We start from the raw sequence: 26,761 nt of genomic DNA on the forward strand, positions 1-26,761 counted from the left end.
GATGGTGGACCTGATAGACGTCGTTCTCGAGGGCTTCAAAGACGTCGTCGATTGGTTCATCGGTCTGTTCATGGACGGGCTTCGGTCGGGGTATCAGACGCTGACCGAAGAGATGTTTGGCACTCCGACTCCCCAGACTGACGGGACGTTCATTTTCGGAGAACCAAGTAACGCCCCTTGGCCAGCAATTCAGGAAGGACTCATCGGTGGCGAGATCATGTTGATTTCTCTGCTGCTACTCGTGATGAGCGTTCAGGGACGACACACCATCCGCATCTTCAATATCGGGAGTGCGTACGAGGCTCGGAAGACCAAGAAGACTGCCTGGGTCGGTGCGTTCCTGATCATTACGTGGTACTGGATCGGAGCGCTCGCCCTCTACCTTGTTGATGGGTTCACGATCGCCCTAATGCCGGAGCTGTCCTCGCTAGCCTCTGCTATGCTGCAGTTCATAACGGGGTCGATTACCAATCCCGGTCTTGGTCTCCTCTTTGCTCTTATCGGAGGAATTTCGATGTGGGCACTGGAGGCGCTGTTCTACATCCGGCAGATTCTCCTCTACGTCTACCTGTACGGGATGCCCATCGCGTTCGCCGTTGCGTACGGCAATATCCCTGTCCTCTCTGATGTCGCGATGGGATTCAGCAAACGGTTCGTCCCGTTGGCCATCCTACCCCTGCCTGCTGCGATAGTCCTCAAAGGATACGACCTACTCTACTCTGGAGGGACGTTGACGCCGGGCTCAGCGTTCCTCAAGTATCTCGTTGCGGCTTCACTTCCCCTCGTTGCGCTCTATGTGACGTGGAAGACGTTCAAGTACGCGACCCCGCTGACGGCGAAGGTTCTCGGTGGTGCGACGAAGGGAGCGGCCCTCATCGGCGGTGTCGCCGCTGGGGCCTACATCGGCGGCGCCGGCGTCGCGACGACCGCGGCCCGATGGGGACCGAAGGCCGCTGCCGGACACGCTGTGGCGCAGAAAGCTGCAGCTCGGGGCGCGAATAGCGACGAAGACAGCGGGACGCCGTCCTACCGGCGGACCGAGAACGACCCTGGAAGCTACTAACAATCCATGTCCATCGACCAAGACGCAGCCGCACGGCGCATCATGGACCAGTTCGGTGAGGAGAGTCGCATCCCCTACCTCAACATCGAGGAAGGCGACGTCGGCGTCCTGATCGCCTTCCCGATCGTCGGCCTGTTCATCGCCGGCCTCACCGGCATCGAATCACTCGCCCTGCCGTTCGTCGCGGGTGGCTTCGGGTTCGGCGTCGCGATCGTCTACGTCTCGCCCGACCACCTCAACGCGTGGACGTGGACGAAGGATGTCTACCGCTACGTTAAGCGCCCCCAAATCACGTTCAGCGCCCCGGAGGAAGCCGACAGTAGCACCAACGAGACAGAGCGCAACGAGGGCGGGCTCGCGAACTACACACCGTTCAAGCCCGACGAGCGGACGCAGGACCTCACGAACATCGAACGGGCGTGGCCGGGGGCAGGCGCGATCCAGCGCGCCGACGGCACGATGGAGGCGTTCATCGAGATCGACCCCGGCAACATGGACTTCGCAATGTCCGACGACTGGGCACAGCTCCAGGACGCCGGCGAAGAGTTTGCCAACAAGGAACTGGACTCGAAGCTCAAACTCCACGCCACGACCCGCTCGTTCCCGGTCGAACAGATTACGGAGAACATCGAAAACCGCCTGAACGACGAGGACGTCAAAGAGAACCCCATCTTCCGAGAACTCCTCGAGGAGTATCGGGAGACGCGGCCGAAAGAGATGCGCGACCGTGGAATCCAGCAGATGCGGTACTACATCGGCGTCCAAGTTACCCCGCTGGAGGTCTATGACCGCTTCCGAGACGAGGGGACACCGGCCGAGAAGCTGACGCAGTTCCCCGTCATCGGGTTCCTGTTCAACCCGTTCGTAACCCGTCGCGAGGACCTCACCGACGTCGAGCGCCGCGCACAGATGTTCGAGAAGCTCGACAGCCGAGTCAACGACGTGCGGTCGGAGTTCATCCAGCAGGCCTCAGGGTGGTCCGCTCGGCGGCTCAGCACGGTCGAACTCTTCGTGTTGAATATGGACTTCTGGAACGGCCGCGAACACGAGTACGACGAAGCCGAGCGCGTCGTTCGCGAACAACCCATCATCGGCCACTCGCGCCGGGAGGATGACTACGATGCGTAACCTCGTCCTCCAGACGGGCAGCGGAGCCGTCGGCCAGCTCACAGAGTGGCTCACGAATCCGACCTCAGCTGAAGGGGCGGCCCTCTACATCCTGCTCGCGGTACTGGTCGGTATCGGCGGGAAACTCCTCTGGGACTGGTACACCGAAGACGACGAGGAAGAGGTGGAGTTCTCGGATCTGCTCGACGAGGAGACCATCGAACAGGGCGCGGCCGAACGCCAGCTCCTCGACGACATTGCCGAGTCACACAAGACGGTGACAGCGCCGGCAGCAATCGAGTGGGAGACGCGCGCGGCACGGGTCGGCGAGCAGTGGACGACGACGCTGTACATCGCTGACTACCCGGACTACCCCAACGACGGCTACCTCTCCGAGCTCTTCGAGATGACCGACGTGCAGTTCGACCTGACGGCCCACATTACGCCGAAGAACCAGGAACGGGCGCGGAACGAACTGCAGGATATCGCTGACGACCTTCAGGTGGACGCTGACCTCGAACAGAGCGTGCGGAGTGCCTACCTACAGGAACGCGCCAACGAGGCCGCAGCGACGTACAAGGCCGTCGAGAACGGCGCGAACGTCTTCGACCAGGGGATGTTCATCACGGTCAGAGCCGACGAGAAGGAGGACCTCCGCGACGCCGTCCAGAAGGTCAAGAGCGCGCTCCGCGACGATCCGGCGAACCTCACGCCGAAGACGGCGATCTGTCGGCAGGATCTCGCCCTCCAGTCCGCCGCGCCCATCGGCGACAACGAGTTCGGGCGGACATCGATTGCGCTCGGCGGCGCCGTCGGCGCGTTGCTGTCCTCGCCGCACAACGCGACGATTCTCGAGGAGGGAGGGGTGGAGTTCGGGATTCACAAGGACAACCAGAGCCCCGTGGTCATCGACCCGTTCGCGCGGGACAACGGGTACGCGATGTTCACCGTCGGCGACACCGGCTCGGGGAAGTCGTTCAGTTCGAAGCAGAACTTTATCCGCTCCATCGAGCAGAGCAAGGACCGTATCGGCATCATCCTCGAGCCGTTGAACAACTGGGCGGGCGTCGCCGAAGCCCTCGACGCCAAACGCATCACGGTCGGCGGGACGCTCGGCTTGAACCCCTTGGAGATTCGGGAGACACCCGAGCACGTCCAGCGAGCGATGGGCGAGGACGCGAGCCCGTTCAACGAGAAGCTCGACGACGCGATGAGCTTCCTCACCAACTTCTTCGCGCTTCGGGGCATCTCGCTGGGCGACCGCAGGACCACGCTCGAACTCGGGCTCAAGCGAGCGTACAAGCGCAACGGCATCACCGACGACATCTCGACGCACGACAACCCGAGCCCGACGATTCAGGATATGATGGACGTCTTCGAGGACATGGTTGACGACCCCGAGGAATTCGTCGTCCGGTCCGACGAGGAAGCCGGGAAAATCAAGGAGGACGCGACGTGGCTCCTCGACCAGCTCCGCCCCTTCGAGGACGACGGTCGGCACGCCAATCTCGGCCAAGAGTCCGACTTCGACATTCGCGACGAGAAGGTCATCTACCTCGACCTCGCCCAGCAGGAGGGCAGCGTCGATAGCAGCACGGCGCTGACGATGCAGCTACTCATCTCGCTGGTGTACGAGCGGGCGAAAGTCTCGGAGAAGGAGGTCGTGTTCTACATCGACGAGGCGCGGTACATCATGCAGGACGCCGCGAGCCTGGCGTTTCTTGAAACGGTGTTCCGTCACCACCGCCACCACGACCTCTCGATCCGGCTGGTCACGCAGACGGTCGACGAGTTCTTCGAGCACGCCGAATCCGAGGCGATCCTGGATCAGTGTGCAGTCAAGCAGTTCCACCGCCTCGACGGGATGGACGAGGAGTGGGCCGACGAGTTCGGGCTGAACTACGCGCAGATGCGGTTCGTCCAAGACGCCGTGCCGGGCAACGAGGACGCCGGCTTCTCCGAGGCCCTCGTGGGCGTCGACGGCGAGTGGCGCGGCATCCAAGTCAAAGCGATGCCCAAGGAGAAGCAGGTCATCGACTTCGACCCGACCTCACAGGTCCGGTCCTCCCTGCCCGGCGCCGGCGACGACGCCGTCGATACCGAGATGGAGGAGTTCCAGGAAGAGCTCGAGCATCGAGCAACGAACGGAACGAACGAAACGAGCGAACTGAACGAGGAATCAGACGCCGTCGAAGCTGAGCCAGACGGCGGGTCAACGGAGGACACCAACGATGGCTGAGTACCTGCGCGTCACGCCGACATCAGAGCGGCTTGACCCGGAGAGCATCCCCCGAGTCCTCGACAGCCTCCACAAACTGACCACGCCCGGCTCGTCGGGCCTCGGGGCGAAGCTGAACCCACTCCACAGTGAGACACCACCCCGATTCGAGTTCCTCGCGATCAGTGATGGCCCGGATGACCCGGTAGAGTTCTTCTACGGGGCCGATGCCCACCTCGATACGCTTGAGAAGCGCCTCCGTTCCATCTATCCAGCCACGTTCGACATCGAGCGCGTCGACGTCGACGTCGCTGCCCGGCTCATTCAGCCAGTCGAGTTCACACCGCAGGAGTTCGTCGACCACTACGAGGCCGGGCGGCTGCAGTACGAGTTTGGCCCGGCAGAACAGTACGAGATCGTCGACGAGGAATCATGGGCCTCCGAGCCAGCCGAAGCAGACCCCGTTGTCGACGGCGGTACGGCATCCACGAGCGTCCCCGACCATCACGTTACTGTCGGGGAGTCAGTCCTCGAACTAGCGCCGCCCGATGCACTTCCAGACGACGAGGAAGAGCGGCGGGCCATCGAGAAGCCGACGATGACACCGGCGGGAACGATTCTGGCGCGCCCGGCACAAGACGCTGTCTCGCCGCTCGGGGTTCGGTGGTATGGTGCCGCTTCGCGGAAGCAGGACTGGATGACCTCGCTGACGCCGTTCACAGCGGAGGAAACGAACGGCGATCTCTCGTCCGTCGACGAACCGGGCGCAGCGCTGGCGTCGCTGATAGACCACTTGATGGAGGCGACAGCGCCGACCGCGTTCCAAGTCGTCTTCCAACGGCGTACTAGCTGGCAGTCCGACGCGGAGGTACGGAAAGAGGACCTCGTCGACGGCCGGGATACGTTCTTCCAGGAGGTCGTCGGGTCGTTACTCGAGGTCGAGGAGCAGCGGAGCGACCAGGACGACCGGCAGCTCAGCGAAGCCGTCGAGAAGCGGATCGAGTACATCGACGCGAAGAACGCCAAACGGTCGTTCACGGTCAACATCCGGGCCGTCGGCGTCCCCACCGACGACACCCGCGACGACCTCGATGGCCGGATGGACTCGCTCCTCCCCGTGTTCGACCCGCTTGATGGGCCGTTCTACGAGGTCGAGGGGCAACGCCTCCGGGACAGCGGCTTCCGTGAGAAAACGAAGGAGAAGAAGGCACGGGCCGCTCTCCAGCGCCTCCTCAATCGCGAGTTGACGACAGGCCGGGGGAAGACCCGCCCCGAGCTGGTCCTCAGCGGGACGGAGCTCGCGAACTTCGTCCTCGTCCCCTCCTCCGAACAGTTGACCGTCGAAGGGACGCGGGGAACGAGGGCCGAACAGCAGAGTCGGAACCCGCTCCCGTGGCCGAACCCGGATCTGATCCAGCAGTTCCAGGACGGGATGGCCATCGGCTACGCGCTCGACGAGAACGGTGAGCCACGGCCGGACCCCATCCGGATTCCGCCGGACCTGTTGCCGACGCATTACGGCCGGTTCGCGTCGACGGGCGGCGGGAAGTCGAAGGCCATCATCAACGACGCCCTTTCCCTTCGCGAGTCGACGGGTGGCCCCGTCGTCCTCGTCGACCCGAAGGGAGACGGGATGTGTGAGAACTACCTGCGCTGCCACTACGAACGATTTGGGGGCCTCGACGACGTCTACCACTTCCGCGTACCGGAGACCATCCCCGCGTTCTCGTTCTTCGACATCCGCCCTGCGCTCGAAGCGGGTCGGAACCGAGAGGACGCGATTCAGGACAAGGTCGACCACTTCCACGACATCCTCCGGATGATTATGGGCCGCGAGCAGTACGGGCAGGCGTTCGTCGCGAACGAGATTCTGAGCTATCTGATTAAGGCGCTGTTCGACGAGGAGTACGGGAGCGACGTGTTCGGCTTGGACGACCTCTTCGCCGCCGCGCTCCGGATGCAGCGCGACCAGACGATTCCCCCGGTCTCAGCGGATAACCAGAACATCGAGGAATCGCTGACGCGCCACTTTGCGAAGGACAACCACCAGTTCCAGGTGTCGATGGACGCCGTCGGGAACCGCCTCGACAAGCTCAAAGAGGACGCGCATCTCCGCCGGATCTTCAGCCACGTCCCCAAGCAGAATGACGCCGGCGAGTACGTCGACAACCGGTTCGACTTTCGCGAGTTCCTCGATGAAGACGCCACCATCATCTTCGACCTCGGCGACCTCCGCCCGGAGGCCCAGCGGGCGATCACCCTGCTGCTGTTGAGTAATCTCTGGGACGCCGTGCAGGTGCGCCGACGCGACGGCCAGACCGACTACGAGAACCTCACGAACCTCATCATCGAGGAGGCGGCGCCGGTCGCGTCGACGAAACTAGTCTCCGAGCAGCTACTGCCGCAGGGCCGGTCGTTCGGGCTGAGTATGGGGCTCGTGATGCAGTTCCCTGAACAGGTGCGGAACCGGAACGAGCGGGCCTACGACGAGGTGCTGAACAACATCAAGACGAAGCTCATCGGCAACATCTCGATCGAGCGCGACCTCGCAGAGTCGCTTGCCCACGAGGACCTCTCTCCGACCGAACTCCGCAACCGGATCAACACGCTCCCAAGTGGTGAGTGGATTGCGCAACTCCCGAGTCCGTCGTTCGGCGAGACTGGGCCGCCACCGTTTTCGCTGAAGCCGCTCCCGATTGCGCCGGGCCATCCAGAAAGCGACCAGCCGCTCACAGAGCCCCAGGAAGACCATTTTGAGTCCGTGTCCCGGCCACGAATGGTCGAGCGGACACAGGCCCAGTACGGGCTGACAGAGCCGACTGAGTCGACCACTTCCCCAGAGGAGACTGGCTGGGGGAGTTCGGGGGGTGAAACGACGGGCTCGGCTGCCGACGGCGATGCAGCGACCGACCCGACGCAATCCGCGTTCATCAGCGAATCGACGACCGAAGACGCATCAACGTCGACCACGCAGCCCGAGGCGGACAGCGACCCAGATGGAGACGAGGCAGCGATGAGCCCCCTGTTCGGGCAGACCACCGAGGCGGACGAGGACCCAGCTGGTGACCAAGCAACGCAGCCGGAGAACGGGGCAACGCCCGTTCAGGAAAGCAGCGTGCCCGTCCCCGATGACGAACTCCAACAACGCGGGCTCAGCCGTGATGACGTCCGGTTCCTGAATCGGGTCCTCGACGTGATGAACCGAGAGGACGACGAGTACACGCTACTGGACAGGATGAGCCAGCTCCGGGACGAATACGACGACCTCCATGTGGAGCGGCTCACGGAGCAGGACCTCCTGGACGCGGACTCCGCGGCGGGGCGCAAGTACTACACCGTCCTCCCGGACGGTCGAGACCTCCTCGGGAGAGAATTGAAGGCGGGGCCAGGAGCGGGCGATCTCGGCGAGAAAACGCCACACAAGGTTGGCGTCCGGCTCCTCGAGCTCTGGCTCCAGCAGCGGGACGACGTGGTTCGCGTGGAACCGTACTACGAAACCGACGACGGCACCGTACTGGACGTGGCCGGCATCGACGAGGACGGCGATCTCGTCTGGGGCGGCGAAGCAGAGCTCGCGAGTAACAACCGGCACGCCCCGGTCGAGGATTACGACAAACTCAGCGCGGTGGACACCGACGCGATCTGGGCCTTCAACAATCGCGAGACGGCACTCGACGTCCTGGAGAGCCTTGCCGACGCGGATCGGATCGACGAGCGGGTCAGCGGGCGGGCGGCACGGTCGTTCGCGACCATCAGAGACGCCGTCGACGACCTCGATGCTGCGGGCCTGACCACCGTTCGGGGCTTCAAAAATCTCGATCAAGAACTCAACCAATGACCTGGCGACAGGCGACCCGCGAGGAGATCTACGCCTACTACGCCGAGGAGTTCCCAGGCTATCTGGATGACCTGCCGGAATTCATCACGGCGACCGGCCCGAAACAGTACGCCATCGCCTTCCGTGAGTCCCACCCGGTTCGCAAAGACGAGGTGCCGGACAAGGACTTCATCCGGCGGGATACGTGGCAAACAGATGCGTCGGGCGACCGAACGACGCCCGAATTCGACGACTTCGAGGACATTGTCGAGTTTATTCGGCATCCAGCCCGCAACGACCCGCTGGGGCGGAACGAGTTCGCACTCGCTGATCCGGAAGTACTGGAGCAACCGGACCCACAGCCCGACGCCGTCTACTACGCACTGGATCACTGGGAACGACCCTGGGTCCTCCTCGTCGATATCGACGCGAAAGAGATCGCCCGAGACAGAGCGGAGGAGCTGGTGTCGGCGGATGTCGAGGATCAGGACGACGATGCGCTTCTCGATGCTGCGGGTATCCTCGACGCCGCTCCCGAGGGGTATCCGTACGCCTTCGAAGACATCGACCGCGCCATCGAGTACGGGTTCGAGTTGCGCGACATCTTCGAGGACGATCTCGACGCCGAGGAGACGATGGTCGTCTACAGCGGGCAGGGAGTCCACGTCTACCTGCTGGATACCGACCCGGCGCACCGATACGACGAGCAGAGTCGCGAGGTGTTGAACGACCTCCTCCTCGAGACGTACGACATCCCCATCGACCCCGTCGTGACGGCCGACCGCCGGCGGGTCGCCCGCCTGCCCTACTCACTCCACGCCGACGTCTGCAGCATCGTCCAACCCATCGAGAGCCCGGCGTTCGACGTTCGGTCGGCGACACCCGAGGTGATCGACGAATGAGTCCGAGTACGCCCACCGACGACGAGGACATGACGTATCGGGTTGCGGCACTACCGCTGGAGTACGGTGAAACCCGTATCAACCAGCTGTTTACGCGTGGCTACAACCGATACGTCGTCGACGGCGAGGACCAACCCGAGGACCTCGTGAACGACGTCGAGCGGTTCGGGACGGCAGCGTTCAAAGAACAGGTTCGTGCCGACGCCGCCGAGGAGCCGTTCGTCGACGAGCCGGGGACGCTCGCCGTGCTCGCGACGTTGAGTGCGATCTGTGTGAAAGAACACCCGAAGTTCGAGCACGCGTCACCCCGGAACATCCAGGTGCTCTACGATATCCGGGAGCTGTACGTCAACAATCTCGCCTCCCTCATTCGCGCCCGCGGCGATGGGTTGCTCCAACAGGACATCGCCGACGTGCTGTACAGCAAGGAGCCCGGTGAAGATGGCCCGCACCCGGGCCGGGTCTGTACGGGCATCACGGAGATGCCGGAGTTCGGGGATGGCCTCTACCTCGAAATCCCGATGGCGGCGGCGTCACGCAAATGCCTTGTTCAGGAGGACGAGCCGGCGACGGGAGCTGGCGAGGGCGGGGAGATACTGACGCGAGTGAAAGACAACAAGCTGTACGTCCCAGTCGGTGATTTCGACAGTAAGTATCGGAACTACGCTGAGCGAGCGTTCAAGAAGCTCCTGCGGGTGCAAGAAGACGGCCTCTCCGACGACCAGCTGACGTGGTTGACCACGAACGAGTCGGCGATCACGGAGCGGATCGACCGCTTCCTCGAGACCGGCCATCACGAGCGTATCTGGCGGAACTGGGACCGTGGGGAACGGACGATCCGCGTCCTCCGACGGGCCCTGAGTGACGCACCCGACGACGTGGCGCAAACGGGTGAGTTCCACACGGCGAAAGAGCTCTATCGAGCGGTTACGGCGTACGACGCCGAGGACGAGTGGGAATCCTCTGTAACGGACTGGATATCGAGTCCGAGCAGTCTCGCGAAGACGCTGGCTGACCACGAGTCCCACTCCGCCGTCACCATCGACCGCGACGGGCGCGTCAATACGTACCGAATCGGACGAGCCGGAACCGGCGCCGAACAAATCGAGGTGCGAGAGATCGAGGACCTCTTCGAACTCCCCTGTATGGCAAATATGGAGGAGCGGCTGCACGAGAAGAAGCCCGTCCGGAAGGATCTCTACAACTTCGCACGGATGGTGATGTGGCTGCCGCAGTACCAAGACAGCAGCCTCGACGAAATCGTCGCGGATCTCAAGGACGTCTTCTCCAGGTGGCCGTGGTACGACGAGCAGGAAACTGAGTACCAAGTCCGCTACGAGTTCTCGAACACCATCGACGGCGACACGCCGTTGCCGATGAACTGCGATAACGACGATCTGCAGCGCTACTGTATCGGCCAGGACCAGTGTCCCTACTCGATCTGGGGCAGCCTCCCGTTCCCGGATGAGATGTACGAGCAGGTAGAGGCGGAATCAGCTGGTTCTGTTGAGCAATTCTGAACCACAGACTACCCGAATCTGTGGAACCCTTATATTGTGATAGGACTGGCGACTTTGTGGAATAGAGACAGCAGCTCGACCATCGCGTTGAATCGCAAAGTGGAGAGAATAAAATCAGCGGCGGAGTTGAGATGACCGACAGCAAAGGGATACTCCTCATCGCAATCGTAAGAGAAACCTTCAAACAAGCGTCAGAAGAGTGTTCACCTTAAAAAAGACTATTAAATCAGAGTGAGTCAGGTAGACCAAATGGAGCACTCCGATCTCAATGAAGTCAATAAGCAACAGATCAATCACGCCGGCGCTCGATATACTCCTCAGATTGATCCTGAAGCTCCAAACATACAAGTCTCAGAAGTGCTACAGCCATTCGATGCGTTAGCTTATTCTAATAGGCTGGAAGAGCGGCTAGCCGGTTTAGCTGAAGAATTGGAGGAAGACTGGAATAAAGCACCAGAGGAAGCAAGAGACGCGTTCAGGCGTCGGAAACAGTCACCAGATCGGGTGGTTGAACTTCTGAGGTCGATATCAAACAGATCACCCAGTGATGACAAGACTGAACTCCGTCAGCTTACGCGTGCCACAAGGTTTGCTAAGGACAAGACCAGTAAAGTCAGCCAGAAGCTGCGATCTCGGCATCGGGAGGGAGGTGAGGGGAATCAGCGAGACATAAACAATAAAATATCGCTTAATCAGAACCTGGCCCAATCTTTGGAGAGTGTATCTACCTTTGTCGAGGGGCCGGGACCACCTCTACTACGGGACAAGGCCCTGTTCCTCAAGGGGGAATGGGGAACTGGTAAAACTCACTTTTTGTGTGACCTTGCTGAAATAAGGATGGATTCGGAGCTTCCAACCCTTCTTGTTTTAGCAGAAACCCTTCCAGATGATGATTCTCCGCTTGAAGGTATCTGCCAGTTAATTGACTCAGTGTCAAGTCCAGAGCAGCTGCTTTCCGAACTACAATCACTTGGCGAAGACGTTGGGGAAAGAGCACTTTTGCTGATTGACGGAATAAACGAAGCTGATCGGGAACTGTGGAGAAATGAGTTAGCCTCCGTCGCTGAGCAGGTTAAAAACTACTCTTATGTCGGTTTGGCCCTCAGTTGTCGTACTCCGTTCGACGAGCAGATTTTAACGAGCAAGGCCGAAAACCATCTTGTTCAGGTTGAACACCGTGGGTTCGAGGAGAATGAGTTCGATGCACAGATTGAGTTCTTTGATTACTATGATGTTCCAGCACCCCACGTACCACTACTGACACCAGAATTCTCGCGTCCCCTCTTTCTAAAGATCCTTTGTGAGGCGATAACTCGAAGAGATCAATCTGATCAGCAGGGCTACCTTAGGAGTGTTGCCTCCGGCCAGCGAAGTATGACCGATATTTTGGAACACTTCGCTCGCGAAATAGGAGAAGATATCGAGGCTGACTACGGGCTTAGCCGAAAGGCCTGTTGGAGAATATTGAAGGGGACTTCTACAGGTCCTACCCATCGGTCAGGGATTGCTGGTATCATGGCTGATGAGATGGAGGAGTTCGTTACGAAAGAAGATGCTGTTGATGCAATCAAAAACGAAACTTCTCTCCCAGAGCCAAAAGCGTGGGACTTACTTGACCGAATGATTTCCGATGGTTTACTGGCTGAAACACTCCACCGCAATCAAGGGACGACGGAGGTTGTTCGGTTTCCGTATCAACGATTTGGAGACCACATTATTGCACGCCACCTATTAGCAGAGCATCTCAATACCGACTCGGAAACTGCTGTGCGGCGAAGCTTCTACGTGAATAGGCCATTAGGACAATTATTCGATCTAGAGGGTGATAACCGCCGCTTTGCCGAACCGGGCCTAGCGGAGGCGATTATGGTTGAGTTCCCTCAACGAGTAAAGAGGGTCAATGATATTCCGGACAATGAGCGGGAACTCGCTTTCTACATTCCAAAGAAGCGGAGATATGGCGCACCGCTCAAAGATATATTCTTAGATGGGTTGTATTGGCGGAGCTCGGACTCATTCACCGAACAGACTGACGATCTGGTGAGTTTCTACTTGGAAGAGTTAGACGAAAGGGTTCAGAGAGAAACGTTTGATGTTTTGGTTGGTCTTGCATCTCGTCCCGGTCACCCGTATGATGCGGATCGGCTGTATGGATACTTGGATGATATGGAGATGGCTGAACGCGATGGACAGTGGTCAGAATATCTGCGGCGAACAACCGATTACTCAACTGTCCACAGAATTCTAAAATGGGTGGAAACAGCTCCGGTTGACGAGTTCTCCGAAAACACAGCGCAGAATGCGATTACCCTACTGTCTGTCCTCCTTACAACTACAGATAGATATCTTCGGGATCGGGTTACGCATAAACTGTACTTAGTGGGACTGGCCCATCCTGGACTCCTCTTTGAAGAGACCCTTCGGACCTTCTCTTTTAATGACCCTTATGTCCGAGAACGGATGCTAGCAAGTTGCTATGGAATTGCAATGTCGCTCTGGGCAGACCCGGATGGAGATACTCTAAGGAATGAAATTCCCGGATTTGCAGGAGAACTGGTTGACAGGATGTTTCAGGAGGACTCGGATGACGGCACCAAACATATCCTGTCACGGCAGTACGCTGGAGGGGTCATTGAGCTTGCTAGGAAAGTAGACGCGGGTTGTGTCTCACAGGATGAGGCCAAGCTGACCGACCCTCCGTTAGATCAAATTGAATCGCCGTTCCAAGACCCTGATTCGATTGATGAGGATGACCTCGAAGATGTTGAACCGGCGTTCCATATGGACTTCAGTAACTATACTGTCGGCAGATTAGTGCCAGACAGGGGGAACTATATCGATGATCATCCCGAGTATCAAGCTGTTTTCAAACAGATTAAAAAACGGGTTCGGGATCTTGGATATTCGTATGATGACTTTGAGTCAGTTGATGATGAAATTGATCGGCGAAATAACCGGGGAAGAGATGAGACGAAAGTAGATCGTTACGGGAAGAAGTACTCTTGGATTGCTTACTTTGAGATGTATGGAAAACGTGTGGATGAGGGTATTTTGCCAACTTATGAAGACGAGATACGTCCGCCGGACTGCGATATCGATCCGAGCTTTCCGAATAAAACGAAAGAGTGGAGGCCTGAGTTACCTGAGCTATTTGAAACGGAGTATTCGGAGTATTGTGAGTGGATTTCGGGTGGCCCTAACCCGAGTTATGAAGAGTTGTTTGTGAAAGATACGGTCGATGGTGTGGATGGGCCTTGGGTATTGCTTGATGGGACGATTCGACAAGCTTCCTCGGATGCACTTAGGATATTTACCTTCTTGAGAGGGGTTCTAATCTCTGAGGAAGATGTTTCTGGGTTGAAACAGCAACTGCGAGAAACTGAGTACCCAGGAAATAGAAACATTCCAGATACGCCAGAAGATTACTACACATACGCCGGTGAAATCCCATGGTCTGATCGGTACGGCCCCTATTTCCGTGAAGACGATGGTTCAGCAAAAAGAAACGTAGAGCAAGCTTTTGGCTCTCACAGAGGTAGTAGCAACGGCGTGGAGGTAGAGGTCCCAGTACACGTCTTTGCCTGGGAGTCCCATCACAGCCAGTTAAATCAAGTAAGTGGGATGAGGTTCCCTGCACCTGCGCTGTGTGAACATCTAGATTTGGTTAATCATAATGATACATTCGACTTATTTGATTTAAATGGAAACAGGGCTACGATCTATAGAGAATTCCAATGCGATAACGCACGGTACGATTCTTGGCTACTGTATCTTCGTAAGGACTTGCTAGAAAAGTATCTTGAGGAGACCGAGCAGACAATTGCTCTGCTTCCTTGGGGTGAACGCACTTTGGATCATCAAAAACTTCAGGCGAGATCTGATGAATTATCTGAGCTACATAACAACTATGAGCACATCAATAAGGAGGTTTTCTCATATCACGAAATCATCGGTAATTAGTGAGCAGTAATGAGCAGAAACCCGGCTACCCACCTGCTGACTGTGTACATCTAATTTACCGCCGATTCTCAACCAGAGGTGCGAACAAACATCGGCAGCTTCTGCACCTATCCCCTATATTCAGCAAGCCGGTTGTGAAAGTTCGGTAGATTTCAGCAGACACACTCCTCTCAGTATGTCGAAAATTATACTGCGGACTAGAATCAAGTCCTTCTGAACTCCCGTCGAGCAATTTTCGGCGGCTAACACGGCCGGAATCGAGGGAATAGAGAGTATTTCACGATTCGAGGTGCCGAGCCGAAGAGCCTCGAGAGATATACAACAGGGGAAGCAGCGGTTCCCGGGTATCCAGATACGTCCGAAATTACCTTCGTTATCCCGTCGTCGAGCAATTTTTGAGGTTAAAGTATCATCCCGGAACTCGTCGAGGTACTTTTTACAGCCTCAAATCGGCCCGACAGGGTTCTTCTGCATTTTGAGCGCGTTATTTCGCCTTGCATATCGCGGTTTTTGTCCAAAGAAAGAGGCGATATGCAGTGTGCGAAGGCCGCCGGCTCTCTCAGGCCGAGGGGCCGTCACAGGGAAAGTGGATTCACGAACGTATCAGAATTAGCGCATAGGTTGACAGGGTGCGTTCCGGTGGTGTCTGTTGCCCCGCGAGGGGGTGGCGGGGCGCATCACGCGCCCCCGATAGACGATGGCTTCGGAACAACGCAGCAGGGAACGAGCAGCGGATCACGCAGGAACTACCACCGACGATGAGGCGCCGTGGGCGAATCTCGAGATGACGGTTCCGACCGACCGGGATCACGCGTCGGTCGTCGCCCTCGTGGAGTGTGCTCTCGTCGAGCTCACGCACGAGGCCGTGAGCGCGGTCTTCATCTCCCGGCAGGTCGGGCGGTCGACGCGGACGCAGTACGTCGCCGCCGACGACGTCGGCGAGCAGTTCCAGAAGCGGCACTTCTCCGACCGGCTGGGCTGGCACGAGACCACCGTCCCTCGACGAACCGTTCGCGACGAACTCATCACTCAGCTCACACGGTCGCCCTCGACGCCGGCGGAGCGGTCAGGTGAGAGAGCAGCCAGCGAGCCAGACACTTTCGTCGTGAAGCCAGTTCGAGAGCTCCAGACACCGTAGCGGCTAGACTTAACCAACATCTCCGGCCGATACCGACACAGTGTTGGTTAACGCTGGGGCTGGATCCACTCCCTCGCCCCACCCACCGCCCTGTCCCTCGAGTGAGTGTATCCTGGCGGCCGGCCCGCACGAACGGCCGTCGCGACGGGTTTTATCGGCGCACTGTTCGTCGAGAGTGAGTATGGTCGTCGTCGAGGAGGTCACCAAACTGAGCGAGCGCCGTACCCAAACCTCGTCCGAGGTGTTTCCGGACGATGCGCTGGCGTCGATTCGGGAAGCCGTCGAGGCCGTCCCAGCAAGCGTCTTCGACGGCTCGACGAAACACACGGAGGTCGGCGGCTTCGATGCCGCGATCGCCGACAAGCTCTCGCAGTACGAGTACGAAGGGGACGCCGCCGGCGGCTACAACCCGAACTGCAAGCTCTGGTCGCATCAGGGGTTTCACTACAGCGTCGACCTCTACGACGCCGACGCCCGCATCGCAATCGAGGTCGAGAAGAGCGAGCGGAAGAACGTCAGCGATGACCTCCTCAAGTTCCAGAAGGGGTACCGCACCCAGAAGGACGGCCGGCCGAAGATCGAGTTCGGCTGTCTAGTGGTGCCGGTGAACTACCTTGGTCGGCATAACCTCTACCAGCACAGCCTGACCAAGCTCGACTTCATGAAGGGCGTCCTGTTCATCGACGACGTCGCCGTCATCGGCTATCGAGACCCGCGACCGGACTGATACTGTCGGCCCTGACTGTTTATCTGCGCCAGGAGGCGTGCAGCGCGCAACAGCGGGCGCTGCCTGACCCATTATGCCTGGTCCCGATCCGCACGACGACACGAGTCGCGACTACGAACGGTTCGAGAAAGAACAGCTCGCCCAGGACCGCGACGCCACCAGCGTCGACACAGCGGACATCGACGACACGACGGCCCAGAACCTGGTCAAGGACCTCATCGACACGGACGTCGTCACTCCGGTTCCTGAAGACCAAGTTCTGGTTCACGAGCCGAGCGGCACCGCGTTCGACTCGACAACGCAGTTGGCCGTCTTCCATCGTGGTTGGATGGCCGGCCGCGACGCCGACGCGGAGGCCGAGTGATGCAGCAGACGCTCACTGGCTGCGCGTTCTGCGACGCCCCGCCCGGCACCGAGACTGGCGAGGCCCACACCTGGGGGGAGGACGAACGGGTCACCCACCCGATCTGTGTCGACTGCGCGATTCAGACGCGGCCGGATCCCGACGAGCGCGATCACGTCGCCTGTGACGGCTGTGGACTGGTCGTCGACACACTTGCGGCACTCACCCGGTTCCGGGTCGAACTGGGGCATCTGGAAGGCCCGATACAGCTGTGCGCCCACTGTAGTCCGGGCGGACTCGCGACGTACTGGACGCGCGATCTCGATGAGCATCTCGTCACGGACTGACGCACCGAGCAGTCGTCGACACGAGTGGCACGGCGACCACGGCGGTAGGTCCACTATCTTCAACAGGTGAGGGCTCCTCAGTATACCTATGGACTGCCCCGCGTGCGGGTCTCCCGTCACTCTCGAGGTCGGACCGGACCGGCCGCTTTCGACATCGCTGTCCGACGCCGTCCTCGCAGCGGAAGAGGACGAGCAGATCGAGGTGATCCGAGACTGTTGGGACTGCGGCTGGCACGAAACGCGGGCGCTTCGCATCGCATCGATCGACACGACCGCCGGCGACGAGACTGCCGTCGAGCGAGCCGCACTCATCGACGAGATCACCGATGAGCTCGCGGAGATCGATCAGGTCGCAACGCTCGAGGAGCTCCTTACAGAGGCCCGCCGGCAACGAAGAGCCGACCCAGTGACGACTGATACGGACGGCAATGCCACTGAGTGACTGGATATGTCTGATACAGAGCCCCGCTATGACGTTCGTGAGCAAACCGGGGATCCTGACCACGCATCGGTCGACGATGTGATCGACCTCGTGGTCCACCGGGCGCAGAACCCGCGAACGGAGCACGAGGATACCCATTTCGACAGGACGATGGCGACCGTTATCGATACCTACGGGACTGATCCCGTCCGCACAGTCATCCACCGTATCCTCGTCGACAACGAACCGTTCCGAACCGCCACGAACGGTCTTGAGATGCGTAATGTCGACGGCGTTCGGATTGGGACGGCCGCCAGCTGGTTCCTCGAGGAGCTGAACGCACAGGACGACGGCTGAGACTGGCGGGACGGTCCCGTCAGGGCCCAATGTGCAAGCTCTGTGCAAACGCCGAAACGGTTATCACTCTATGTGCAGAACTTGCACATAGAATGAGCGCTAGTGATGATCCGCGACGGGTCCATTTCCAGTCGCCGGAGTATCTCGTCGACCGGCTGGATGCAATCGCGGAGCTCTTCGACAAGGATCGGACGGATCTGCTTGTCGAGGCGATTCGCGAGTACATCGAAGACACCGCCGACAGCGAGACGTTCCAAGAACTCGTCGCGACGAAGTACTACAACGACCAGCTTGAGTTCGAGACGGTCAAGCAGCTAGTCGGCGCCGAGACCGCCCAACGCCTCCGGCTTCTCAAAGCGGATCTCGAGGATGAACCACTCGATCTCGCTGCCCCCGACGACATCGACGTCTACGATGGCGACGCGACGGCGGTCGAGACCGCAGCCGACGACGAGCAATGAGCGGCCGGCGACTGCGAACGGTCGTCGCCGACACCAGCGCGCTCGTCAGTCTCGCGGTTCCCCGCGCTGACGCGGCCGTCGACACTAACACTCCGGACCCGTTTCAGTATCTACTCACGTCGTGTGACGTATTCGTACCACCAGAAGTGGTCGCGGAACTCGGTGACATCACGCAGTATCAAGACATCCACGCCGCGGCTGCGAACAACGTCCTCGCGGCCCGTAGCCACTACACGGTTGACGACCCCTACAAGCGTGAGGATACACCGGACTCCCGACCGACGTTCGGGCTCGACGACGGCGAAACCGACGGGATCGTCCTTGCGAACGCGCTCGGGGTCGATGGGTTTCTCACCGACGAGTTCGGCGGGACGAACTTCCCACTCATCCACGCCGTACTCCAGGGGCCACGGATCGTCCCGACGCCGCGGCTCATCGTCGACTACGCTCGGAACGGACATCTGAGCCCCGAAGAGGCGCGAACGCTGATCACGACGATTAGCCCGCATCGGAGCTGGGAGAACAGTCCGTACGTCACACAATTGCTCCGCCGTCTCGACGAGTAACCGGTCTCCGAATGGCGATGCCGAACACCTAGCGCCGGCGACGACACTCGAAAGCCCTCGGCCGCTCGGCATCCCGCGACCACCGCTGCGCGCCTCGTGCCTGCGGTGCTTGCGGGGTCGGGGGACGACCGAGACGGCCTCGCCCTTTCTGAGTCCGCCAGGACGGTAGCTGGGTCGCCGAGTGTCGCGGCCGGTTGGACAGGTGTGTACGTCACGGCCCGCCCCGCTCGCCGCTGCCGCCCTCCGCGTCGCTCGCGACCGACCATTCCGGGCTGCCTGCCTGCAGTAGCGGGCGGGCTGCCGGGCTAAAATGAATGTGCCCTCGACGCCAGCGGGAAAGCGCGGGGGGTTGCGCGGCGTGGCTGCTCACCCCCCACGCTTTCTCCGCTGGCCGCTCGCTCCGGGCGGGTCGGCGCGCGGTGCTGGTTGGGGTCGCCGCACTCGGGCGCGCTCTCGCTCGCGCCCGGCAGGGCGCTCGCGAAGGCGCGAGCGAGAGCGCGCAGTCGGTGCTATCGGACGTCGACATCGTCGGAAAACCGCGATGTTAGGGGCATCGCGGTGGCGGCGCGCAAGCGCCTTCAACGGTACAAGGAGTGTACCAATGTCTAGTAACAACTCGAGTCGCAAGGTCGTTACGGTGGATGAACAGGCATTCGAACGAACCGAAGACGCCGGCGTCGACGAGGACGGCTTCGAAGTCGTCGACGACCAGCCGGAGTTCCGGGCGACGGTCCAGCAGGAAACGCAGGCGAAGGTGGATTCCAACCACCCAGACGGCATCGTCCAGGACTTCTCGCACCTGCCCCTCGCGCAGGAAGAGAAGATTCGCGCCCGGGAAGCCGAACTGGAGCACATCAGCGCCCAGGCGGAACTCGGTACCCAGAAGGGCCGGGCGAAGCGGACCCGCGAGGTCGTCACCGAACGGCGGCAGCGCAAGCGGGAGGAACGCACCCCCGAACGGACGGATCCGCGTGAACGTCTCTCCCGAATGGAGCTGGCGAAGGTAAATCAGGAAGCAGACCGGATGGCACAGCGGCTTCGCACCGGTCATAGTCGGGCGGCCGTTTCGCGGGCGCTCGCAAAGCGGGTCGCCAAGGGGCAGGACATCACCAAAGCAGTGTTCGACACGATGGACGCGCTCAAGGCGGCCCCCGGCGCCATCTGCCCGATCGAGGACGTCCCGGACGTGCAGACGGATGAGGTGAGCATCGAAGGTGAAATCGTCCAGCTCTGGGATGCTTCCAGCCCCAAGATCGCTCAAGTGGGCTTGGTCGCGGACGATACTGGGAAAATCAAGTTCACCTCGTGGAAGGCCAGCGAGCCCGCCTTCGTCCAGGAAGGTGACACCGTCCGGATGCGGGCTGTCAAGAAGAACTGGTACGAAGGACGGTGCTCACTCGCCGTGACCTACGACAGTATGATCGTCTTCCCAGAGCGCGACCGCCGCTGGTGGGAAGAGTAGGGGGCTAAGTGCCCTCTTTTTCTGGTGAGTGCCGGACCGGCCCAAACCCCACCGCCCCACCCACCGCTCCGTGCTCGCTCCCTGCGGTCGCTGCGCGCGCAGCCACAACCTCGGCAGGGGCCGTAATCTGTACGTCCACCCCATACGCGTCTTGACATATTGATCGATTCCAAGTGTGTTCTGGACTGCAAGCGAGTACACCTTTCAATCAGTGCTACTACCAGCTGCGGGAGCGGTTTGTCAGCCGGCAGCTATATTTCCGATAACTGTCTTCAGCGCTGGGTGGCAAGGACACCACCTTCCTACCCCACTATGACCGAAAATACGAAAACCTGCCTGTAAACGGTATCTCATTCGCCTCCACGAAACCCATCGAACGACTGATTTCCTAGTCGTCGAGGCACAGCGATTGCTCTGAATGCTTAGAAAGACTTGCTGCCCACGCCCCGTGCTTGAAAGCCTTATCTGTAGGAAAATCAGCCCTATAGGACCCAATAGCCGTGTTATCACTTTCACTCTGTTTCGCGAGTGTTTAACTATCAAGCAACCGTACCTATCCATGTCTCCCATCAGAACACATCTGGAGATAGAGTACAGATGATTCCGGACGACATTATACACCTCGTGGATGGTGCCATCCTCAGTCGAGTCGTGACTACACCACACCTACCGAACTTAATGAGGAATCGCTAAAATGCCGATTCCTGAAAGCAAATTTAATGACTGGCACGGTACCGGGGCTGACAAGGGGTCGGCTGATGCACGGGATAAAACTCGCCGTGCTCTAATGAGCGAACGCTCCCCTCTGGAACAAGCGGACGAAGACTACGAGGTCTATTTACAGGGTTCATATGCAAACACAACACACACACGAGGGTCGAGCGACGTAGACGTCGTCGCGAAAATCACGTCTGCATGGCGCTCCGATCTTGAGGAACTCAGTGAAGAGGAGGAGGAACGATACGATGAGGATCATGATGATGCCGATTATGATCATCGTGATTTCTACGATGATGTGCTGAAGGCACTCAGGATCAAGTTTGGTCGTTCGGCTGTTACTCCCGGTAATAAGGCAATCAAGATCGACAAGGACGAAACATCACTACTTGACGTCGACGTTGATGTGGTCGCGTGCGGTGAGTACCGTGTCTACCGGACATATCCCGAAGGCGGCGACGACAACGCAGAAATCGACAAGGGGATACACTTTATGCCGCAGAACGGCGACAATCGTATAATCAACTTTCCCAAGATCCATCGTGAGAACGGACGGGATATGCACTCAAACTACAAAGAGACGGTCCGTATATTCAAGAACGCACGGTATTACTACAACAACCACTTCGATACGCTTTGGACGATTGATGCTCACTCGTACGGAATCGAGTGTCTCATATACAACGTTCCTGAGAACATCCTAAAGCGAACCAGTCGATCAGACCGGTTCGACGAAATTCTCACCCACTTAGAAGACGCGGACTTCTCAAGCTTCGATCAGGTTTCCGAGATGGAGCCTTTATTTGGAGATAGCAACACTCAATGGAGTACTGATGAGGCAGATGAACTCATAAACCGCCTCCGAGAAATGTGGGAAGACTGGTACGACAAGAGGAAAAATGCACAACTTTTCCACTGACCAAGCGAACCGGCATCAGCGGTATATTCTAATTGGTATCCTTACTGCTGTAATCTATCTGGGCGGAATCAGTGTTTTTGGTCCTATAGTCGGGTTCTCGTTGGGTATTGTCTCGTCATTACTATACATCGGATTCACAAGGTACCTCTGGAAATGGGAGTGGTTACACGATAAGGGGCTGGTCGCTGTTCCAAACTTGAATGGTTCATGGGAAGGATATCTATACACGTCCGCCGACGCGAATCTCATTCCCGACGAACAAATTGTTGACGAGGGACGTCAGATTGAGGGGCTAACAAAACAAGAAACCAGTATTGAGATTAATCAGACGTGGGATAAGATACGTGTATCTTTGAATGGACCAGAGTCGCCCTCGCATAGCCGAGCAGCGACGATTCTAGTTAAAGAAAAGGCTTGGCCGACACTCTCGTATAACTACTGGAATGATGGGAGTACCACCAACGAGGAGCTTGATCCACATTACGGGACTGCTATCTTGGAATACGATGAGGGTCAAGACAAACTTGAAGGCAAGTACTACAACCGACCGGACCAGCGAGGAACCTATGGAATACTGGAACTGTATAGAGTGAACTGAGCAGTCAGTCCGATTTCACGAAGTACATTTCTCCATAGTTCTCACGGCCAGGACCTGTGTAATAGAACCCCTCTAGTACTGTTTCGTCAGAGTCTGTTTTTAAAGCTAAGTCAGCGGTTCCGTAGTGTCTTGTCATCGAAGAGGCTGAATCTGGGTCTGGATCGTTCTCATACTGGTAGTTGAGGCTCGGCCAACGCCCATCTTCAGTCAGTACGGTTGCGCCAGTACTGTCTGACTCGGAATTATCGGTCTCCAGGTGGATACTAATTTTCCGCCATGTCTGGGTGATTTGCAGTGTCGCAGCGACCCGCTGCATTTCCGCATTCGGGTCGTTCGACGCGTGAAGCGCATCATCCGGAATGACTCCTTCATACGAGGTTTTTACGTATCCCGTCCACTCGCCGTTGAAATCAGGAACCTTTGACGCTCCTGTTGCGCGGGCGATTCCGGTCTTCCAGATGAACCGACTGAATGTCGCTGTAAGGAGGGTGAATCCCACACCCCATGAGATCGTAATGCCTGCGACTGCGGGTATTACTGCACTAAGCGTTGTTGAAAGCCATCCCACGGCAAGGGCGGCTGCATAGGCTGCGAATCCAAGAATACCGTATACAGTCGGCCTATTGTCGTTATCCGTTGAGTAGGTATGCATCGCTACTAATCCTCTTCATAGAAGCGTCTGGCCTCTGTGATGAACGCTCTGGCGTGTTCGACATCCCACTGGGTCGTCTCGTCACCAAACAACGGTTGCATCCCATGCTGTACGGTATAGTCAGGGAATCCTTCTTCGGCGTCGGCTTCGAGTTCGTCGAGAATTCCTTCAACTCGATCGCGAATATCATCCTTTGCTATTGTAGCAGTCTCAACGTTTGAGAGGAGGCACTCGATGAAGTATGACGCCGCGTTTTCCTTCTCAATAGCGCCATTCTCTGCGAGTGTATTCCTGAAGTTCTTGAAAATACGAATCGTTGGTTTGTAATTTCCGTTTGTATATTCGTTATACCTAGTGCCCATAATTCGATGACGGCGTGGGAAATTGATGATCTTCGTCCCCTCTGGAGTCCAGAATACAATTCCTTTCATATGGTTTCCTGGCTGGCGTGACCAAAATCGTCGATACTGGAGACAAGGAACGACATCGGCCCCAAGGGGCAACTCATCACTATCCACTTCTATTGCCTTCTCACCACGTTCGACGTTGCGTGTCCCATATTGGGCTTGAAGGGTTCGATACACGCCTTCGGCATGCTCCTCGAACATCTGCTGTGGATTTCGATCGGGGGCATGGCTGACAGCGTGATCAGGGACATGTGAGAAATCCCCGTGGAAGGTGTCCGTCCGAATAACAAGGATGTCTACGTCACCAGAATTGTACACCATAGTCGTGTTCCGGTACGAACCTTGGAGGAGGGTAGCGAATTCTAACCCATCACTGACACCCTGGAGTCCGCCTTCTTCAAGATCATCCCGGAGTTCGCGATTAGTATCTCGGGCTTCTTCTTGATTCGCAGTTTCCGAGTGTGTCCAACGGTTAAGTTTTGCACGAGATATCATTGTGTAGCCAGATGTGCCTAGATGTTATCATACTCCCGAATATCCGCCAACAATAGTGAACTACTGCGTCAGGCTGGCGAGCTCTTTGTTCTCTAAGGAAAGAAACTCTGTGACGTAGTCGTCCAGCGTTGGGTTTTCAGCCGCGAAGAACTTCACAGTACGGAATATCTCCCTGCTAAACCGCTCATAGAGCCCTAGTATATCGGGATCGAGAAGCTCAGGATGAGATGATACCAGTTCCTTTTGAGTCGAAGTCTGGATACGATACGCGAACGAGAGATGTGCATTCAAACCCAACAAAAACACTGACAAACTGGACTGTCGACTCTGTTCGGATTGGGCAATATTCTCCACACCCACAGTCGAGAAGTCAAAGTTCAAGAGATGGTTCTTGTCTAACATTAACTCGTCTGGTTGTATATTGTGCTCGCTGTTTACCAGACCAATAATACGGATAAGGCAAGGAATACACTCACCACAGTTGTATGGGTGTCCGGAAGCGTTCTTTCCCTGCGACAATTCACGTGGATGGGGACACGTTCGAGTAAAGAAGATATCCTCTTTGTTTGGGATACAGTCGACGACTTCCTTCTTCGTGTAGCCAAGGAACGGATTGGTAATTTCCATTTCCCGGTCCGGAAACAGTTCCTCAAAAATTCGATTCAAGCTCTTAACGAACAGTGGATGGACCGTGCGAGTCGTCGTCCAGCCAGATTCCAGCGAGGAGAATCGTGAGAGGACACCATTCTCGGGGACATAGATATCATCAACATCGAGGGCTACCGCGACAGCGGCGGCGAAGGCGAAGTACATGAATGACCGAGTGAACTGCGTATCTTCGTATGCAGAGAACTCCTCGTCGACACCAACTGAAGTAAGATTACCATCGAAGAGATGGTCAAAATTCCGCACTAGATGGCCGACGTTTCGACCATGATCCACACTGACAAAATGTGGATTGTAGCCTTCATCAGCGAGGTGGAATCGGCCACCCAAACTATCCAATCCACCAGAAAAAAGTGCGACAGAATCAGCCTCAGGCAACTGATCATAGTGTCTACCATCGCTCTCATCAATAGACTGATCCTCGTCTATCGCATCGATAAACCGATACTGAAAGTTATCACGCGAGATGAAGCTAACAGCGTGATTCAATTCAGACTCCAACGGTTGCCATTTTTCCACGTCGACAACAGGGTACAAAATCTGTATCTGCCGTGATTTCAGCATTTCCTCCCCGTCATCTTTCGCACCAGTTGGCCCTCGCTTCACTAAACGGTCCGCAGCATACGTACCGAGTGCAAGCTCAACCAACGCCGTGACTGTTGGAGGAGGACTGTGACCGAACAGATCATTAAGAACCTTCTTCGTGTACTTTATTAGACGACCACCTTCCGTTTCGGTCTCGGTCCGATAATCGTCGACGACTATGGTGTAGTCCGAGTCTGCTTCGCTAAGAGTCGATCCGGTCCCGGACTTAATTAGGAATCGCTTAGTTCCCTTCAAAATCCTCGTCCTCCCATACCTCAATCATCTCATGCATGGTATGCCGAATCATTTCCTCTACATCCTCATGCTCTAGGAGCTCCACATCGGCATCTTCGAAAATCGGTGCCAATTCGGGCTGATCCTGTATTTTTTCGACCAACTCATCCGCCCGGTTGGCACACTGATCTCGCAGTTGTTCCTCAAATTCCTCCAGCTCTTGGTCAGTCTCAACGTTCTGGCTGAAATGGAGTTGAAGAGCGGAGTCTGACTCGGGATCATTGGTAGCTGCCTCAATTTCTTCGTTAAGCAGTTGAAACAGATACTCCCGAAAATATACTCGGAAAAATCCTTCAACGCCATGGGCCTCTACGAACTCGTCAATATTATTCTGAATCTCGGTGTCGTTCAAGAGCATCAGCTCCTTCGGTCATAATGTCACCCATCGCACTTTCCATTGCTCGTTCTGCGGACCCAGAGAAGGCTCGGTCTGTTCCCTGAGATCCATCAGCAAGGCCTCGACTGGCAGCCTCTTTTGAGGCTTGCTCAACAACGGCTTCAGAGGCGCCTGCTGCAACGACCTCTTTTGCCACTGAGGCACCAACATCTCTAGTGGCAGACTCGACTCCGTTTTGATGGCTTTTTATCACGAATTCAGAGCCGTACCGGACCGCTAGATATGCTGGAACTTTAGCTGCGCCGTTCGGTTGAGCAGCCAGAATCACCTTGAAATAGATTTCACTTGCCCTGGCAGCATCTTTATCACCCGCAGCATCAGCTAACTCGCGTTTCGCGTCTTCATAACCAGCGTTGGATGCCCCGGATCGGTTCCGGGTTGCCGTTCCCATACAACATTATTCCCATTCTGTATTATAATTCTAATTACTGGGCAACCTCATCGGTATAGTTCATTGAAATACGCCGGTTAGACCCACATACACGGACATCAACGTCTTATCTCCGGTGCGTCAGTTGCTGTGGATCGAATAGTTCGGCTCCGACTTTCGACCCCCGACGTGTAGAGCCAGGAGTCTGTTGTACCCTCAATGGGTGAGGGGTTCGCCGTACTGGCGAGTTCC

Annotated in this window: 23 protein-coding genes; 18 read left to right on the forward strand and 5 right to left on the reverse strand. The window is 57.6% G+C overall.

The window, feature by feature from the left end; genetic code table 11:
• Nucleotide 1: 1 nt before the first annotated feature.
• The 18 genes from OS889_RS16605 (at nt 2) to OS889_RS16690 (ending at nt 22,643) form a co-directional block, all read left to right on the forward strand.
• Entirely contained in the window at nt 2-1,063 is a 1,062-nt protein-coding gene (locus tag OS889_RS16605) for a TrbL/VirB6 family protein (RefSeq protein WP_372391944.1), read from the forward strand.
• A gap of 6 nt (nt 1,064-1,069) precedes the next feature.
• Nucleotides 1,070-2,191: a TraC-like domain-containing protein gene (locus OS889_RS16610; RefSeq protein WP_372391946.1), complete on the forward strand. Its 1,122-nt coding sequence runs from the start codon at nt 1,070-1,072 to the stop codon at nt 2,189-2,191.
• Nucleotides 2,175-4,409: a VirB4 family type IV secretion system protein gene (locus OS889_RS16615; RefSeq protein ID WP_372391948.1), complete on the forward strand. Its 2,235-nt coding sequence runs from the start codon at nt 2,175-2,177 to the stop codon at nt 4,407-4,409. Before OS889_RS16610 ends, OS889_RS16615 begins: the two co-directional genes overlap by 17 nt.
• Nucleotides 4,402-8,226: an ATP-binding protein gene (locus OS889_RS16620; RefSeq protein WP_372391950.1), complete on the forward strand. Its 3,825-nt coding sequence runs from the start codon at nt 4,402-4,404 to the stop codon at nt 8,224-8,226. Before OS889_RS16615 ends, OS889_RS16620 begins: the two co-directional genes overlap by 8 nt.
• Nucleotides 8,223-9,107, forward strand: coding sequence for a bifunctional DNA primase/polymerase (locus OS889_RS16625; RefSeq protein WP_372391952.1), 885 nt, complete (start codon nt 8,223-8,225; stop codon nt 9,105-9,107). The genes OS889_RS16620 and OS889_RS16625 overlap by 4 nt, the downstream gene beginning before the upstream one ends.
• Complete coding sequence (locus OS889_RS16630) at nt 9,104-10,627, forward strand: primase-associated protein (RefSeq protein ID WP_256412846.1); 1,524 nt, start codon at nt 9,104-9,106, stop codon at nt 10,625-10,627. Before OS889_RS16625 ends, OS889_RS16630 begins: the two co-directional genes overlap by 4 nt.
• 249 nt (nt 10,628-10,876) lie before the next feature.
• Nucleotides 10,877-14,587 carry an NACHT domain-containing protein gene (locus tag OS889_RS16635; RefSeq protein ID WP_372391954.1) on the forward strand — a complete coding sequence of 1,237 codons (3,711 nt, stop codon included), beginning with the start codon at nt 10,877-10,879 and terminating at the stop codon, nt 14,585-14,587.
• 697 nt (nt 14,588-15,284) lie between these two features.
• Nucleotides 15,285-15,725, forward strand: a complete 441-nt coding sequence (locus tag OS889_RS16640; protein WP_372391957.1) for a DUF8030 family protein — start codon at nt 15,285-15,287, stop codon at nt 15,723-15,725.
• 181 nt (nt 15,726-15,906) lie between these two features.
• Nucleotides 15,907-16,452, forward strand: coding sequence for a hypothetical protein (locus OS889_RS16645; protein ID WP_372391959.1), 546 nt, complete (start codon nt 15,907-15,909; stop codon nt 16,450-16,452).
• Nucleotides 16,453-16,525: 73 nt separating this feature from the next.
• Nucleotides 16,526-16,816, forward strand: a complete 291-nt coding sequence (locus tag OS889_RS16650; RefSeq protein WP_256412842.1) for a DUF8069 family protein — start codon at nt 16,526-16,528, stop codon at nt 16,814-16,816.
• Nucleotides 16,816-17,142: a DUF7558 family protein gene (locus OS889_RS16655; RefSeq protein WP_372391961.1), complete on the forward strand. Its 327-nt coding sequence runs from the start codon at nt 16,816-16,818 to the stop codon at nt 17,140-17,142. Before OS889_RS16650 ends, OS889_RS16655 begins: the two co-directional genes overlap by 1 nt.
• A gap of 88 nt (nt 17,143-17,230) precedes the next feature.
• Nucleotides 17,231-17,584: a DUF8105 family protein gene (locus tag OS889_RS16660; RefSeq protein WP_372391963.1), complete on the forward strand. Its 354-nt coding sequence runs from the start codon at nt 17,231-17,233 to the stop codon at nt 17,582-17,584.
• Between the two features lie 6 nt (nt 17,585-17,590).
• Nucleotides 17,591-17,920 (forward strand): DUF8158 family protein, encoded by a 330-nt coding sequence (locus OS889_RS16665; RefSeq protein ID WP_372391965.1) that lies wholly within the window; start codon nt 17,591-17,593, stop codon nt 17,918-17,920.
• Between the two features lie 92 nt (nt 17,921-18,012).
• Entirely contained in the window at nt 18,013-18,381 is a 369-nt protein-coding gene (locus tag OS889_RS16670; protein ID WP_372391967.1) for a hypothetical protein, read from the forward strand.
• Nucleotides 18,378-18,947 (forward strand): hypothetical protein, encoded by a 570-nt coding sequence (locus tag OS889_RS16675; RefSeq protein ID WP_372391968.1) that lies wholly within the window; start codon nt 18,378-18,380, stop codon nt 18,945-18,947. Before OS889_RS16670 ends, OS889_RS16675 begins: the two co-directional genes overlap by 4 nt.
• A gap of 601 nt (nt 18,948-19,548) precedes the next feature.
• Entirely contained in the window at nt 19,549-20,409 is an 861-nt protein-coding gene (locus OS889_RS16680; RefSeq protein ID WP_372391971.1) for a DNA-binding protein, read from the forward strand.
• A gap of 787 nt (nt 20,410-21,196) precedes the next feature.
• Nucleotides 21,197-22,045, forward strand: coding sequence for a nucleotidyltransferase-like protein (locus tag OS889_RS16685; RefSeq protein ID WP_372391973.1), 849 nt, complete (start codon nt 21,197-21,199; stop codon nt 22,043-22,045).
• Nucleotides 22,026-22,643 (forward strand): Cap15 family cyclic dinucleotide receptor domain-containing protein, encoded by a 618-nt coding sequence (locus OS889_RS16690; RefSeq protein WP_372391975.1) that lies wholly within the window; start codon nt 22,026-22,028, stop codon nt 22,641-22,643. Before OS889_RS16685 ends, OS889_RS16690 begins: the two co-directional genes overlap by 20 nt.
• 4 nt (nt 22,644-22,647) lie before the next feature.
• Here OS889_RS16690 and OS889_RS16695 read toward each other — a convergent pair whose 3' ends face one another.
• From OS889_RS16695 to OS889_RS16715, 5 genes are all read right to left on the reverse strand, one after another.
• Nucleotides 22,648-23,295, reverse strand: coding sequence for a Cap15 family cyclic dinucleotide receptor domain-containing protein (locus OS889_RS16695; protein WP_372391977.1), 648 nt, complete (start codon nt 23,293-23,295; stop codon nt 22,648-22,650).
• 5 nt (nt 23,296-23,300) lie between these two features.
• On the reverse strand, nt 23,301-23,903 hold the full coding sequence (locus OS889_RS16700; protein ID WP_372391979.1) for a nucleotidyltransferase-like protein: 603 nt from the start codon (nt 23,901-23,903) through the stop codon (nt 23,301-23,303).
• Nucleotides 23,904-24,257: 354 nt separating this feature from the next.
• Nucleotides 24,258-25,703 (reverse strand): hypothetical protein, encoded by a 1,446-nt coding sequence (locus tag OS889_RS16705; protein ID WP_372391980.1) that lies wholly within the window; start codon nt 25,701-25,703, stop codon nt 24,258-24,260.
• Nucleotides 25,690-26,100: a hypothetical protein gene (locus OS889_RS16710; RefSeq protein WP_372391982.1), complete on the reverse strand. Its 411-nt coding sequence runs from the start codon at nt 26,098-26,100 to the stop codon at nt 25,690-25,692. The genes OS889_RS16705 and OS889_RS16710 overlap by 14 nt, the downstream gene beginning before the upstream one ends.
• A complete protein-coding gene (locus OS889_RS16715) occupies nt 26,069-26,530 on the reverse strand; it encodes a hypothetical protein (protein ID WP_135665791.1) in 462 nt (153 codons plus the stop codon). The genes OS889_RS16710 and OS889_RS16715 overlap by 32 nt, the downstream gene beginning before the upstream one ends.
• Nucleotides 26,531-26,761 lie beyond the last annotated feature (231 nt).

The sequence above is a fragment of the Halobellus sp. MBLA0158 genome (assembly GCF_041477585.1).
GTDB lineage: Archaea > Halobacteriota > Halobacteria > Halobacteriales > Haloferacaceae > Haloquadratum > Haloquadratum rubicundus.

Coding starts and splice junctions, on each gene's coding strand:
- OS889_RS16625 (WP_372391952.1), top strand. CDS start 8,223: ATGACCTGGCGACAGGCGACCCGCGAGGAGATCTACGCCTACTACGCC.
- OS889_RS16640 (WP_372391957.1), top strand. CDS start 15,285: ATGGCTTCGGAACAACGCAGCAGGGAACGAGCAGCGGATCACGCAGGA.
- OS889_RS16670 (WP_372391967.1), top strand. CDS start 18,013: ATGAGCGCTAGTGATGATCCGCGACGGGTCCATTTCCAGTCGCCGGAG.
- OS889_RS16680 (WP_372391971.1), top strand. CDS start 19,549: ATGTCTAGTAACAACTCGAGTCGCAAGGTCGTTACGGTGGATGAACAG.
- OS889_RS16675 (WP_372391968.1), top strand. CDS start 18,378: ATGAGCGGCCGGCGACTGCGAACGGTCGTCGCCGACACCAGCGCGCTC.
- OS889_RS16620 (WP_372391950.1), top strand. CDS start 4,402: ATGGCTGAGTACCTGCGCGTCACGCCGACATCAGAGCGGCTTGACCCG.
- OS889_RS16715 (WP_135665791.1), bottom strand. CDS start 26,530: ATGGGAACGGCAACCCGGAACCGATCCGGGGCATCCAACGCTGGTTAT.
- OS889_RS16645 (WP_372391959.1), top strand. CDS start 15,907: ATGGTCGTCGTCGAGGAGGTCACCAAACTGAGCGAGCGCCGTACCCAA.
- OS889_RS16655 (WP_372391961.1), top strand. CDS start 16,816: ATGCAGCAGACGCTCACTGGCTGCGCGTTCTGCGACGCCCCGCCCGGC.
- OS889_RS16685 (WP_372391973.1), top strand. CDS start 21,197: ATGAGCGAACGCTCCCCTCTGGAACAAGCGGACGAAGACTACGAGGTC.
- OS889_RS16690 (WP_372391975.1), top strand. CDS start 22,026: ATGCACAACTTTTCCACTGACCAAGCGAACCGGCATCAGCGGTATATT.
- OS889_RS16635 (WP_372391954.1), top strand. CDS start 10,877: ATGGAGCACTCCGATCTCAATGAAGTCAATAAGCAACAGATCAATCAC.
- OS889_RS16695 (WP_372391977.1), bottom strand. CDS start 23,295: ATGCATACCTACTCAACGGATAACGACAATAGGCCGACTGTATACGGT.
- OS889_RS16630 (WP_256412846.1), top strand. CDS start 9,104: ATGAGTCCGAGTACGCCCACCGACGACGAGGACATGACGTATCGGGTT.
- OS889_RS16650 (WP_256412842.1), top strand. CDS start 16,526: ATGCCTGGTCCCGATCCGCACGACGACACGAGTCGCGACTACGAACGG.
- OS889_RS16700 (WP_372391979.1), bottom strand. CDS start 23,903: ATGTTCGAGGAGCATGCCGAAGGCGTGTATCGAACCCTTCAAGCCCAA.
- OS889_RS16665 (WP_372391965.1), top strand. CDS start 17,591: ATGTCTGATACAGAGCCCCGCTATGACGTTCGTGAGCAAACCGGGGAT.
- OS889_RS16615 (WP_372391948.1), top strand. CDS start 2,175: ATGACTACGATGCGTAACCTCGTCCTCCAGACGGGCAGCGGAGCCGTC.
- OS889_RS16710 (WP_372391982.1), bottom strand. CDS start 26,100: ATGCTCTTGAACGACACCGAGATTCAGAATAATATTGACGAGTTCGTA.
- OS889_RS16605 (WP_372391944.1), top strand. CDS start 2: ATGGTGGACCTGATAGACGTCGTTCTCGAGGGCTTCAAAGACGTCGTC.
- OS889_RS16660 (WP_372391963.1), top strand. CDS start 17,231: ATGGACTGCCCCGCGTGCGGGTCTCCCGTCACTCTCGAGGTCGGACCG.
- OS889_RS16610 (WP_372391946.1), top strand. CDS start 1,070: ATGTCCATCGACCAAGACGCAGCCGCACGGCGCATCATGGACCAGTTC.